The following is an 11,666-nucleotide window of genomic DNA, read 5'->3' as shown; positions in this document are numbered from 1 at the left end:
GCTCGTCGATGTACAGGTTCTGAAGCAGATCTCCACCGGCCGACGCGACCGCGCGTGGATCGCCCGCGATGTCATCACCGCGCTCGACGACTTCGCTGCCCGCACCGGCCGCCGGACCTGAGCCGACCGCTCAGCCGAGGGCGGTGAGGACCTTTGCCATGGAGGCGTAGGTTTCGTGGATTGGGGCGGGTTTGGTTAGGCGGTGGCGTTCCAGGCGGATGGTGGCTAGGTGGCGGGTTTCGTAGAGGTGGGCTCGGTGGGTTGCTGCTGGGGAGCGGTTCAGGGGGCCGTACGAGTCCCAGAAGGCTTTGCGTTCGTCGGGTTTGGCTTGGGCCATGCGGATTGTCCAGTCGGCTGCGGGGTCGCCGAATTCGGTGCGGTCGAAGTCGAGTACGCCGGAGATCAGCGGCTCGGGGGCTTCGGCGTCGAGCAGGCAGTTGACGGTCCACAGGTCGCCGGACAGCATTCGTGGTTCGCGGATCTCGTCGAGGATCGCGCGGTCGCGGGTGGCGAGGGTGGCGGCGGTTCGTACGTCGGACGCGTCGAGCCCGGCTTGCTCCAGGTCGTCGGCGATCTGTTCGAGCGATGCGATCACGACGGCGCTCCAGGTCGGGTATGGCGGCCCGGTCGGGCGGCCGAAGTACGGGCCTTGGATGTCGTGCACGCTGCGGGTTATCGCGCCGAGCTGGCGGAAGAACGTCGTACGGCCGGATCGTGGGTAGTGGCCGAGGTGCTCGGGCGCGGGCAGGCCGGGGAGGCAGGTCTGGATCATCCAGTCCCGGTCGACGAGGTCGTGCGACCAGTCCACCGCGAGGATCCGCGGCATCAGCGGCGCGATCACCGCGAGCCAGGGCACGCCGGCGTACTCGTTCCGCATCAGATGCCGCTCGGACCCGAACTGATCCGCCTCCCCCGGCGCCACCCGCAGAATCACCGGCCCGTTCTCCAACTCCACCCGATAAACGCTGTTGTATCCCCCGTACCCCAGCTCCACCGCCTCCGTCGGTCGAGCGTGTACGCCGAACGCACGACGGCAGATCGCCTCGATCTCCGTAGTCGTCAACGACTGCTGAAACGCGTCCGAGGCTCGTTCGACGGTCTGCAGTCGCATCACAGTTGGTAGGTGTGGGTGGCGGTGGTGGTGAAGACGGCGTTGCGTTCGGTGGGGGTGAGGTGGGCGGTGAGGGTTTCGGCGGTTTCGACGACCTGGGCGTAGGTGGCGGCGAGGAGGCAGACGGGCCAGTCGGAGCCGAACATGGTGCGGTCGGAGCCGAAGGCCTGAAGGACGACGTCGGCGTACGGCTGGAGGTCGGAGGGTTTCCAGGTGGTCCAGGAGGCCTCGGTGACCATGCCCGAGAGTTTGCAGGTGGTGTTGGGGAGGGCGGCCAGGGCCTGGAGTTGGGTGGCCCAGTCGGTGAGGGGTTCGCCGATGACCGGTTTGGAGATGTGGTCGACGACGAAGGTGAGTCCCGGAAGCTCGCGGGCGGTCTGGAGCGCGGCCGGGAGATGCGGGGTCCTGGTGAGCAGGTCGTAGGCCAGGCCGGCGTCGGCGACGGCCTTCAGACCACGTTGTACGTCGGGCCGCAGCAGCCAGTCGACATCCGGTTCGTCGTGGACCTGGTGGCGGATCCCCTTCAGGTACGAGCCGTCCGGGCGAGCCTGCAGCGACGCCAGCGTGTCGGCGACGTCGGGTGCGGTGAGGTCCACCCAGCCGACCACGCCGGCCACCAGGTCGTTGCCTGCGGCAATCTCCAGGAACTCGACCGTCTCCTCGACCAGGCCGACCGTCTGCACCAGCACCGTCGCGCTGACGTCGGCGGCCGCGGCGAGCGGCGCCAGGTCGTCGATCGAGAAGTTCCGCCGGATCGGGTCCAGCTCCGGCCCGACCATCCAGGTCTGCTCCCGGACGGTCAGGTCCCAGACGTGGTGATGCGCGTCGACTCTACTCATGCGGCGGTGGTCCCCTCGGCGTGGATCAGCCGGATGACTTGCTGGCTCATCCGGTCGTAGTCGTGGTCGTTCGGCAGTTCACCCTGTACGGCGTGGTCGCGCATCACCACGACCCGGTCGGCGAGGGTGACCATCTCCGGCAGGTCGGAGGTGATCAGCAGGATCGCCAGCCCGTTCGACGCGAGATCCCAGATCAGAGTGTGGAACGCGTCCTTGGTCCGTACGTCGATCCCCACCGTCGGCTCGTCGATGATCAGGATCTCCGTCTGGGCGGCGAGCCACTTCGCCAGCGAGACCTTCTGCTGGTTCCCGCCCGACAGCGTACCGGCGTACTGCGCGGGTGAGGCGATCCGGATGCCGAGCTGTTCGACGTACGTCGCGACGGTCGCGGCCTCGGCCTTCGCCGGCACGTACCCGAGCGCCTTCCGCAGCCGGTCCCAGATCGTGACCGCGATGTTCCGGCTGACCGGCTGCTCGAGGAAGACGCCTTCCTCCTTGCGGTTCTCCGTGACGTATCCGATCCGGTGGTTATGCAGGGCGTCCCGCACGTTCCGGATCCGGACGGCCTTCCCCCGCACGCGCACCTCGCCGGCGGTGATCCGGTCCAGCCCGAGCAGCGCCTTAGCCAGTTCACTCCGCCCGGCACCGACCAGGCCGTACAGCCCGACGATCTCCCCCGGCCGGACGGCGAGATCCACGTCGGCGTGCCCGGTCGCCGTACTCACACCGCGCAACTCCAGCACCGGACCGGCCGTGGCGTCGACGGCGCGCGGCGGCAACGACAACGCTTCGTGGGTACGGCCAACCATAAGGTCGACGACCTGGTCCCGGGTGAGGTCGGCGAGCGCGCCTCCGGACAGCACGGACGCGCCGTCCCGCAGTACGGTCACCGTGTCGCAGATCTGGAAGACCTCCTCCAGCTTGTGACTCACGAACAGCACCGCGCGCCCGTCGTTCTTCAGCTTGTCCACGACGCGGAACAGCAGCGCCGCCTCGTTCGGCGTGATCGACGCGGTCGGCTCGTCGAGAAGCAGCACGCGGCTCTCCACGGACAGCGCCTTGGCGATCTCGACGAGTTGCGCCTGTGCCACGGACAACTCGGTGACCGGCCGGTCCGGGTCGATGTCGAGCTCGAGTTCGGCGAGCCAGCGGCCGGCCTCCGCGCGAATGGCCGTCCGGTCGACGAGGCCGCGGGACGTCGGGAGCTTCTGCAGCAGGATGTTCTCGCCGACGGTGAACCCGGGGATCAGGTTGCGTTCCTGGTGGACGACGCCGATGCCGGCCGCGGCGGACTCGTGCGGCGAGCCGAACGACACCTCGCGGCCGTCGAGCAGCAGGCGGCCGCCGTCCGGGCGGTACAAACCGGTGACGACCTTGATCAGGGTCGACTTCCCGGCGCCGTTCTCGCCGAGCAGCGCGTGCACCGAGCCGGCCTCGAGCGCGAGATCGACGCGGTCCAGCGCTCGGACGCCGGGAAACACCTTGACCACCTGCTCCGCCCGGAACAACGTCATGACACGCCTCCCGCGACCACCGCGTCGGGTGGTTTGACGACCGTACGGCGTTGTTGCCGGCGGCTCCGAAGCTGTCCCAGGACGACGGAGCCGAGGACGACCGCACCGACGACGAAGTTCACCCACGACGGCTCGAGGGAGAACTCGGCCCGCGCGGTGTCGACGAAGCGCACGATGAACGCGGCGAGCACAGTGCCGAGGACGACGGCCGATCCGCCGGTCAGCAGCGCACCGCCGATGATCGGGGCGGCGAACGACGGTAGCAACCAGTCGCCGCCGATGCTCTTGTTCACGCCCGGCGAGGACGCGACGGTGAGGATCGCGGCGACACCGAGAACGGCGCCGGAAAGCGTGTGCGCGACGATCACCGAGCGGTCGTTGGAGATCCCGGACAGCCGCGCGGCGATCGGGTTTCCGCCGGAGGCGAGAAGTTGCCGGCCGGGTACGGTACGGCGGAGCAGGACGGACAGCGCCCCCGCGACGATCAGCGCGACGACGAAGATCCACGGGAGAACGCCGAACAGAGCGGCGGCACCGAAGTCCTTCAGCGCCTGAGGATAGGCGTCGACGGTGCGGGTGCCGACGATCCGGTACTGCACGCCGGTCAGGACCGTCATCGTCGCCAGCGTGACGATGAAACCGTTGATCCGGGTGAGCACGACGAGCACGCCGTTCACCAGGCCGGCGACGGCGGCCAGCAGGAAGCCGATCAGCAGCGCGAGCGGCGCCGGTACGCCGTGGTCGGCCATCAGCACGGCCGTCGCGGCGGCGGCGAATCCGCCGATCGCGCCGACGGCGAGGTTGAGCTGCCCCACCGCGAGCACCACCATCTGCGCCAGCCCGATCAGTACCGGAACGGCCAGGAACTGCAACAGCACCCGCAAGGAGTTCGCCGACAGCAGCTCTCCGTGTGACGCGATCACCAGGAACACGAAGAACACCACACAGATGGCGAGCAACGTCATCTCGGTGGAACGGACGAAGCGGCTCATCAGCGGTCTCCTTCCGGAGCACGGGGGCGGCGGCGGGTCGGCACGACGGACTGCCGCTCCGACAGCACGGTTCTGACGCGGTCGGTGGACAGCGCGAGCAGGAGGATCAGACCGAGGTAGATGTTCAGGCTTTCGAGCCCGACCCCGAGCAGGTCGAGGCCTTTGCGGATGACGGTCGTGAGGGCCGTGCCGAGCAGCGTCCCCCAGATGGAGACGAACCCGCCGGCCAGCAAGGTCCCGCCGAGGATCGGTCCGAGGAACGACGGCAGCATGAACTCCTCGCCGATCGTGGCCTTGATCGACCCGGTGGAGACCGCGAGCATGAACCCGGCCAGCGCGGCCAGGCACCCGGACATCGCATGCGCGACGATCACCCGGCGCGCCGTCGGGATGCCGGACAGCTCGGCCGCACGGACCGACGAACCGGTCATCAGCAGCTCCCGCCCGAGCCGCGTCCGCGCGAAGATCCACCCGACGACCGCCATCGCGACCACCGCGAAGACCGCCAGCTGGGGGATCGCCGGTGACCCGCAGACGTTCCCGATGCAGATGTCCGCCAGCGAGTAGTTCCGCAGCTCCCGCATCCCCGGCGGCTTCGTGACGAACGCCGCGTTGTCCGTCAGCGCGGTGTACACCAGCGGGATCAACCCCAGCAGCAGGAAGTCCAGTGCCAAAGTCACCACGAACGAGTTCACCCCGGTGCGCGCGATCACCCATCCCGCCAGCGCGCCGATCGCCGTACCGGCGACGAGCCCGACCAGCAGACCGGAGTACAGCGTGAAATGCCACAGGTCGTACGAGATGCCGGTGATCATCATCGAGAACGCGGCCATCCGCCCGACCGCCAGGTTCATGTGCCCGATCGACAGCACGCACAGCTGCGCCAGCCCGACCACGGTGAACATCGCGACGTCGCGCAGCAGCGGGAAGATCACCAGTTGCTGGTTGAAGAACGCCGGCCGCAGTACGCCGAACAGCGCGGACAGCAGCACCACCAGGATCAGCAGCCCGATCCGCTGGTTGGCCCACCACGGTGTACGACGTACCTCGGCCGCGGGCCCGTCCTCCTGCAGCGCCTCGGTGGCGGTGGTGGAGACGCTCATCCGACGCGCCGATCGTCGATGGCGTCCGGGTCCCAGTCGATGCCCAGACCGGGTACGTCAGGCGCCACCGCGTGCCCGTCGACCACAGCCATCTCCGATCGCGTGATCGCCCGCAACTGCGGGATGTGCTCGACGTACCGCCCGTTCGGTACCGCGGCCGTCAGGCTGACGTGCAACTCCATCAGGAAGTGCGGGCACACCTCGAGGTTGAACGCCTCCGCGAGATGCGCGACCTTCAGCCACGGGGTGATGCCGCCGACCCGGGCCACGTCCACCTGGACGATCCCGGCCGCCCCGGCGACGAGGTACTCCCGGAACTGCGACACGGAGTACAGCGATTCCCCGACCGCGACCGGGATCGACGTCGACGAGGCCAGCTGGACATGGCCGGTCACGTCGTCGGCCGGCAACGGCTCCTCGAACCACGAGAGGTCCACCGCCTCGAACGCCGCGGCACGACGACGAGCCTCGGGGTAGGTCATGGACTGGTTCGCGTCGACCATGATGTCCAGCGCCGGCCCCACGGCATCCCGTACGGCGCGCAGCCGCTCTACGTCCTCGTGTACGCGCGGCTTGCCGACCTTGAGCTTCACACCCGGCCAGCCGGCCTTCTGCGATGCCAACGCGCCGGCAACCAGCTCATCCGTCGAGAGGTGCAACCAGCCGCCTTCTGTGTCGTACAGCGGAACCTGTTGCCGGTAGCCACCAGCCAGCCGCCACAGCGGCTCATCGGCACGGAGGCAGCGGAGATCCCAGAGCGCGGTATCCACGGCTGCCAGCGCAAGGGAGGTGATAGCCCCGACAGAGGTCGCGTGGGTCGACCAGAACAGGTCCGACCACAGCTCTTCGACGTTCCGTGCGTCCTTTCCTACCAGCCGAGGGAGAAGATGGTCCCGCAGCAAGGCGAGGACTGAGGTCCCACCAGTGCCGATCGTGTAGGCGTACCCGAGTCCGCTCAGGCCGTCTGATGTCGACAGAGCGACGAAGACGGTCTCCTGCTTCAAGAACGCCTGCACGGCGTCAGTACGAACCGTCTCGACCTCAAGATCGACCAGGTACGCGGCTGCCTTCGTGATCGTGCTCACTGGCAGCTCAAGTGCTTGACGAACTCAGTCTGGAGCTCCTTGGTCTTCGCCTGCCGCTCCTGGTCGTACGTGTCGACGTTGGCCTTGGTGACGACGAACGACCCGGAGTCCACGATCACGCCGGGATCCTTCATCGTGCACTGCTTCGACTGCAGCAGCGCGAGCAGCCAGCCGCCGACGTACGCCTGACCGACCGGGTTCTGCGTGACGGTGGCCGCGACCCCGCCGGACTTGATGCCGGCCAGGATCTTCGCGTCGTCGTCGATCGCCACCACCTTGATCGGAAGCTTGCTGCCGGCCACACCGTCGGCCGCGGCGACGGCCGGGTTGTACGCCGTGGTGACGATGCCGTTGATCTTGGTGCCCTGCGCGGCGAGCAGGTCCGCGACCGCCTTCTGCGCGGTGGACAGGTCCTTGTCGATGTCGGTGATCACCGGCAGTTCGGTGACCTTGCCGTTCGTCTCGGCGACCGCCTTCTTCACGCCCGCGATCCGGCGCTGGGTGTTCGAGTCCACGTTGTTGCCGGTCAGGTGCACGATCGTGCCGTGGCCGCCGATGGCCGCGATGGTTGCCTTGGCCGCCTTGTAGGCCGCGGTCTCGACGTCCGTGGACAGGCAGAAGTCGGCCGAGTCGGTGTTGCCGGCCGGACAGGACGCCAGCGACCCGACCGCGAAGCCCTTGGCCTTCAGGTCCTCGAAGGTCGAGTTGATGTCGGTCGGCGACACCCCGAAGATGCCGAACGCGTTGTACCCCTGCGCGGCCAGCGAGTTGATCACGTTGTTCTGCTTGCCCTGGTCCCACTCGCCGGTCTCGTTGAAGGTGACCGCGCCGAGCTTGAACTCGGTCTTGTCCCGGTCCGCGGTGGTCTTCCAGGGCTGGAAGTACGGATGCGCGCCGCCCGGGATCAGGGCCAGCTTGACCTGCGAGCCGTCCTTGAGCGTGACCGGCCCGGACGACGTCGACGTCGATCCGCTGCCGCCGCCGGTGGATCCGGTCTTGTCGGCGCTCTTCGTCGTACAGCCGGCGGCGAGGGCGATCGCGGCCAGGCAGAGCGCTGTCCTGCGAAGGGTAAGGTTCATGGGGCGGGCTCCAGATCCTATAGGATATTGCGAATCCGATGCTGCCCCTTCACACTGGAGCCGTCAAGACTCGTCGAGGTAACGATGAGGTCGGGCAGTTCGGGATCCCCGGGAGGAGCGACAGTGACTGATGCACACGTGGGCCTGGCGGGCCAGCTCGCCCGGCTGCCGCAGCGCCAAGTGCTGAGCGACGACGTGTACGAGACGGTCAAGGGCCTGATCATGGACAGCGTCGTCGAGCCGGGCACCCGGCTGAACATCGACGCGCTGACCCGTGAGCTGGGCATTTCCCAGACCCCGATCCGCGAGTCGCTGGCCCGGCTGGAGTCCGACGGGCTGGTGATCAAGGAGCCACTGCGCGGGTACCGGGTGTCGTCGCGGCTGTCCCGGGACGAGTTCGAGGATCTCTTCGAGTACCGCCTGCACATCGAGCCGTGGGCGGCCGGGCGGGCCGCGGAGCGGGCGGGCGAGGACGACCTCGGCCGGTTGAAGGCGGAGATGCTCAGCTACACCGACGTACCGGATCGTCCGTCGTACGAGAGCTACCGGGCGATGGCCGCGCACGACCAGCGGTTCCACGACCTCGTACTGGAGTTGGCGGGCAACGAGACGGCCCGGTCGTCCTTCCAGCGGACACACTGCCACCTGCACCTGTTCCGGCTGTACTACGGTGGCGGCATCGCGACGAAGGCGTTGCGAGAGCACAAGGTAGTGGTGACCGCGGTCCGCAAGGGCAACGCGGAGGAGGCGGCCGCGGCGATGCGGTCGCACATCGAGGCCTCCCGCGCCCGGTTGCGGCCCGTGTTCGACAAGGACTCCTAGGAGACATCTGTGGAACTGCTCCGCCTCGGGCCTGTCGGCGAGGAGCGCCCGTACGTGCGCGCCGCCGACGGTACCGTTCACGACCTGACCCCGCTGACCGGCGACATCGACGGCGCCTTCCTGGCCGCGGACGGGATCGCCCGGACCCGGGCGGCGCTCGAAGCCGGCGAGCTGCCCGCGGCCGACACCGAGGGCCTGCGGATCGGCGCGCCGATCGCCCGCCCGGGCGCCGTGGTCTGTATCGGCATGAACTACGCGGCGCACGCGGCCGAGGGCGGTGCCGAGCCGCCGAAGCAGCCGATCGTGTTCTTCAAGCACCCGAACACGGTCGTCGGCCCGGACGACGACGTCCTCGTTCCGCGCGGCTCCGTGAAGACCGACTGGGAGGTCGAGCTCGCGATCGTGATCGGCAAGCAGGCGCGGTACGTCGAGACCGACGCGGACGCGCTCGCCTGTGTCGCGGGGTACACGGTCTCGAACGACGTGTCCGAGCGCACGTTCCAGATCGAGGTCTCCGGCGGACAGTGGTCGAAGGGCAAGTGCTGCGAGACGTTCAATCCGCTCGGGCCCGCGCTGGTGCCGGCCGACGAGGTCTCCGACGTACAGAACCTGCGGCTCAGGTCCTGGGTGAACGGCGAGCCGCGGCAGGACTCGAACACCGCCGACATGATCTTCTCGGTGGCGGCGCTGATCCGCGACCTCTCGCAGTACATGGTGCTCAGCCCCGGCGACATCGTGAACACCGGTACGCCGGAGGGCGTCGCGCTGTCCGGCCGCTTCCCGTACCTGTCGCCCGGCGACACGATGGAGCTGGAGATCGAGGGCCTCGGCCGCCAGCGGCAGTCCCTCGGCAAGGCCTGATTCTGTCGGAGCGGCCGTTTAGGGTCGCTTCTCGTGGACGACGTACTCGCCGAGATCAGTAGTTCGTACGACAACGTCGCCGTCTCGTACGCGGAGATGGTGAAGGAGCCGGCGACCGGGGAGGACGAGCATCTCGACCTCCTCGCTCGGCTCGTGCCTTCGCTGGACCTGCCCGTGCTGGACGTCGGGTGCGGTCCTGGGCGGGTCGCGGCGGGGCTGCACGAGCGTGGTCTGGCCGTGGTCGGGGTCGACGTGTCGCCGGGGATGATCGAGGTCGCGCGCGGTGCGCATCCCGGGCTGGACTTCCGCGTCGGGTCGATGACGGCGCTGGACCTGCCGGACGCGTCGGTCGGCGGCATCATCGCGTGGTGGTCGATCATCCACCTGCCGCGGGAGCTGGTGCCGACCGCGTTCGCCGAGTTCCGCCGGGTGCTGGCGCCGGGCGGCGTGCTGCTGATCGGGTTCCACGTCGGCACCGAGTCGACGCACAAGACGTCCGGGTACGGCGGTCATCCGATGAATGTGCACGTCCACCGCTGGACGGTTCCCGCGCTGACCGAGCTGGCCGTCGCCGCCGGGCTCACGCCGTACCCCGTCGAGCTGCCCCCGGATCGGGTGCTTTTCCGGGTAAATACGGAGAATTCCTGAGGCACCGGCGGCCGGTTCGCCCGTAATCTCTGCGCATGACTTCTCGCGTGCGGACGGTGACGTTCGATGCCCACGACCCCTACGAACTGGCCGGCTTCTGGCTGCAGGTCCTGAAGGCCGAGCGCCCAGACGACGACCATCCCGGCGACCCGTACGCCTCGGTCCCCGCCGACGGCATCACGGTCCTGTTCGAGCAGAACAACGACGAGAAGGCGGTCAAGAACCGCGCCCATCTCGACCTGGTCCCGGAAACCACCCGCGACGAGGAGGTCGCCTGGCTCCTCACCCTCGGCGCCACCGTCGCCCACGACCGCCGCGACGCCGACGGCAAGGGCTGGGTCGTCATGCAGGATCCGGAGGGCAACGAGTTCTGCGTACTCCGCGGCGAGGCCGAGCGCACCACCGACGCCTAGAGCGGCGGGGCCTCCCCCGACAGGGTCAGGTGCCAGTCGTCGTCCCAGTGTGGACGGTGACCTGGTAGCCGTCCCGGGTGGCGGTGGCTCGGTGGAGGGTGACGTCGGGTTGAACTAGAGGGGCGTCTCACCGGTGAACGTGATTCGCCAGTCCGTCGCCCAGGCGTGCACCGCCACGTCGTACCCGTCACGCTCGGCGGTGACCCGGTAGTGCCCGTTCTCCTCCGGTACGAGGTCTGCGGTCCACCCGCGGGCGCGCAACGCTTCCGCCGCTGCCTCCACCTCGGCAGCCGGGTCCGGGGCCTGCGGGTTACCGGTTTGCACGGTTACCCGCGAGACGACGGCCGGCCCACGACCGTCGAACAGTACGCCGGGGTTCACCGGCCCGGGGTCCCCCGTGACGACCGGCCGCTGGCCAGGTACGACGGCCTCCGCCACGGCCACCAACTCGCTCCGCAAGAACTCCCGCTCCCCCATCACCGCCGCCGCCCTTCCGCCCGCTCGCCACGGGACGAGACGCTCGCCTTGACCTGCACGACTGCCGACGCCGCAGACGCCGCCGAAGGACTGACCGGCGCCGCGACCCCGCCGTACGCCGCCGCAACTCCCTCCCGACCCGGCCCATGCTCGCCGCCCGGCACCCCGTCGTACCCCGCAGCTCCGACCCCACCCGGCGCGTGCTCGCCCGGCACACCGTCGTACGCCGCAGCTCCGTCCTGAACCGGCGGGTGCTCGGGGCCTGTCACCTGGTTGTACACCGCCGCCGCGAGGTGCGACGCCGTGTTCAGTGGGACGGACCAGGCGAGTTCGGTTTCCGCGCCGCGGGTGGTGTTCGTGGTGGTGATCGCGTTCAGGTCGCCGCGGACCACCCGGCCGACGTTGCGCAGGGCTTCGCTGTTCGCCCGGTAGTACTCGTTGTGCCAGTGCACCGACACCGGGTCCTGGCCGTGCGGGTCGGCGGTCGCCATGCGGATCGCGTCCGGGAACGTCGCCGGATCCGGCCCGTGCCACTCGGTGTACGCCACATAGTCCCCGGGCGCGCGCTCGGTGAACAGTCGCGTCGGCGGCCGCACGAAGTCGGCGGCCTCGTCGACGTACTTCTCGATCCCCGGCGACCCCGTCATCACCAGCCGCGTCGGCCGGGCACCGCTCTCGATCACCGCCTGAGCTGCCACGTCGGTGCCGTACGAATGCGCCAC

At 69.1% G+C, this 11,666-nt stretch carries 13 protein-coding genes; 4 read left to right on the top strand and 9 right to left on the bottom strand.

Annotation, left to right across the window (positions count from 1 at the left end; genetic code table 11):
* Positions 1 to 130 precede the first annotated feature (130 nt).
* Genes VFF46_RS22490 through VFF46_RS22460 form a run of 7 tightly spaced genes read right to left on the bottom strand, consistent with a single transcriptional unit; the run spans position 131 to position 7,723 of the window.
* Entirely contained in the window at positions 131 to 1,111 is a 981-nt protein-coding gene (locus tag VFF46_RS22490) for an aminoglycoside phosphotransferase family protein (RefSeq protein WP_325039161.1), read from the bottom strand.
* Positions 1,111 to 1,950: an amidohydrolase family protein gene (locus VFF46_RS22485; protein WP_325039160.1), complete on the bottom strand. Its 840-nt coding sequence runs from the start codon at positions 1,948 to 1,950 to the stop codon at positions 1,111 to 1,113. Before VFF46_RS22485 ends, VFF46_RS22490 begins: the two co-directional genes overlap by 1 nt.
* Positions 1,947 to 3,464, bottom strand: a complete 1,518-nt coding sequence (locus tag VFF46_RS22480) for a sugar ABC transporter ATP-binding protein (RefSeq protein WP_325039159.1) — start codon at positions 3,462 to 3,464, stop codon at positions 1,947 to 1,949. Before VFF46_RS22480 ends, VFF46_RS22485 begins: the two co-directional genes overlap by 4 nt.
* Positions 3,461 to 4,456 carry an ABC transporter permease gene (locus VFF46_RS22475; protein WP_325039158.1) on the bottom strand — a complete coding sequence of 332 codons (996 nt, stop codon included), beginning with the start codon at positions 4,454 to 4,456 and terminating at the stop codon, positions 3,461 to 3,463. The genes VFF46_RS22480 and VFF46_RS22475 overlap by 4 nt, the downstream gene beginning before the upstream one ends.
* Entirely contained in the window at positions 4,456 to 5,559 is a 1,104-nt protein-coding gene (locus tag VFF46_RS22470; RefSeq protein ID WP_325039157.1) for an ABC transporter permease, read from the bottom strand. Before VFF46_RS22470 ends, VFF46_RS22475 begins: the two co-directional genes overlap by 1 nt.
* Complete coding sequence (locus VFF46_RS22465) at positions 5,556 to 6,644, bottom strand: mandelate racemase/muconate lactonizing enzyme family protein (RefSeq protein WP_325039156.1); 1,089 nt, start codon at positions 6,642 to 6,644, stop codon at positions 5,556 to 5,558. Before VFF46_RS22465 ends, VFF46_RS22470 begins: the two co-directional genes overlap by 4 nt.
* A complete protein-coding gene (locus VFF46_RS22460) occupies positions 6,641 to 7,723 on the bottom strand; it encodes a substrate-binding domain-containing protein (protein WP_325039155.1) in 1,083 nt (360 codons plus the stop codon). Before VFF46_RS22460 ends, VFF46_RS22465 begins: the two co-directional genes overlap by 4 nt.
* A 123-nt stretch (positions 7,724 to 7,846) precedes the next feature.
* Here VFF46_RS22460 and VFF46_RS22455 point away from each other — a divergent pair, with 123 nt between their 5' ends.
* The 4 genes from VFF46_RS22455 to VFF46_RS22440 are packed head-to-tail and all read left to right on the top strand — an operon-like array spanning position 7,847 to position 10,467.
* The gene (locus tag VFF46_RS22455; RefSeq protein WP_325039154.1) at positions 7,847 to 8,545 is read left to right on the top strand and encodes a GntR family transcriptional regulator; all 699 of its coding nucleotides are present in this window, start codon (positions 7,847 to 7,849) and stop codon (positions 8,543 to 8,545) included.
* Positions 8,546 to 8,554: 9 nt separating this feature from the next.
* Positions 8,555 to 9,406 carry a fumarylacetoacetate hydrolase family protein gene (locus tag VFF46_RS22450; protein ID WP_325039153.1) on the top strand — a complete coding sequence of 284 codons (852 nt, stop codon included), beginning with the start codon at positions 8,555 to 8,557 and terminating at the stop codon, positions 9,404 to 9,406.
* A gap of 33 nt (positions 9,407 to 9,439) precedes the next feature.
* Entirely contained in the window at positions 9,440 to 10,054 is a 615-nt protein-coding gene (locus VFF46_RS22445) for a class I SAM-dependent methyltransferase (RefSeq protein ID WP_325039152.1), read from the top strand.
* Positions 10,055 to 10,089: 35 nt separating this feature from the next.
* On the top strand, positions 10,090 to 10,467 hold the full coding sequence (locus tag VFF46_RS22440) for a VOC family protein (RefSeq protein WP_325039151.1): 378 nt from the start codon (positions 10,090 to 10,092) through the stop codon (positions 10,465 to 10,467).
* Positions 10,468 to 10,581: 114 nt separating this feature from the next.
* Here the strand turns inward: VFF46_RS22440 and VFF46_RS22435 are convergent, their stop codons facing one another.
* Positions 10,582 to 10,944, bottom strand: a complete 363-nt coding sequence (locus VFF46_RS22435) for a hypothetical protein (protein ID WP_325039150.1) — start codon at positions 10,942 to 10,944, stop codon at positions 10,582 to 10,584.
* A partial coding sequence (locus VFF46_RS22430) for an alpha/beta hydrolase (RefSeq protein ID WP_325039149.1) occupies positions 10,944 to 11,666 on the bottom strand: 723 nt, incomplete at its 5' end. The genes VFF46_RS22435 and VFF46_RS22430, both read right to left, overlap by 1 nt.

The sequence above is a fragment of the Kribbella sp. genome, assembly GCF_035655035.1.
GTDB lineage: Bacteria > Actinomycetota > Actinomycetes > Propionibacteriales > Kribbellaceae > Kribbella.
This window is presented reverse-complemented; position numbering and strand designations above follow the sequence as displayed.

Coding starts and splice junctions, on each gene's coding strand:
- VFF46_RS22490 (WP_325039161.1), bottom strand. CDS start 1,111: ATGCGACTGCAGACCGTCGAACGAGCCTCGGACGCGTTTCAGCAGTCG.
- VFF46_RS22485 (WP_325039160.1), bottom strand. CDS start 1,950: ATGAGTAGAGTCGACGCGCATCACCACGTCTGGGACCTGACCGTCCGG.
- VFF46_RS22480 (WP_325039159.1), bottom strand. CDS start 3,464: ATGACGTTGTTCCGGGCGGAGCAGGTGGTCAAGGTGTTTCCCGGCGTC.
- VFF46_RS22475 (WP_325039158.1), bottom strand. CDS start 4,456: ATGAGCCGCTTCGTCCGTTCCACCGAGATGACGTTGCTCGCCATCTGT.
- VFF46_RS22470 (WP_325039157.1), bottom strand. CDS start 5,559: ATGAGCGTCTCCACCACCGCCACCGAGGCGCTGCAGGAGGACGGGCCC.
- VFF46_RS22460 (WP_325039155.1), bottom strand. CDS start 7,723: ATGAACCTTACCCTTCGCAGGACAGCGCTCTGCCTGGCCGCGATCGCC.
- VFF46_RS22440 (WP_325039151.1), top strand. CDS start 10,090: ATGACTTCTCGCGTGCGGACGGTGACGTTCGATGCCCACGACCCCTAC.
- VFF46_RS22435 (WP_325039150.1), bottom strand. CDS start 10,944: ATGGGGGAGCGGGAGTTCTTGCGGAGCGAGTTGGTGGCCGTGGCGGAG.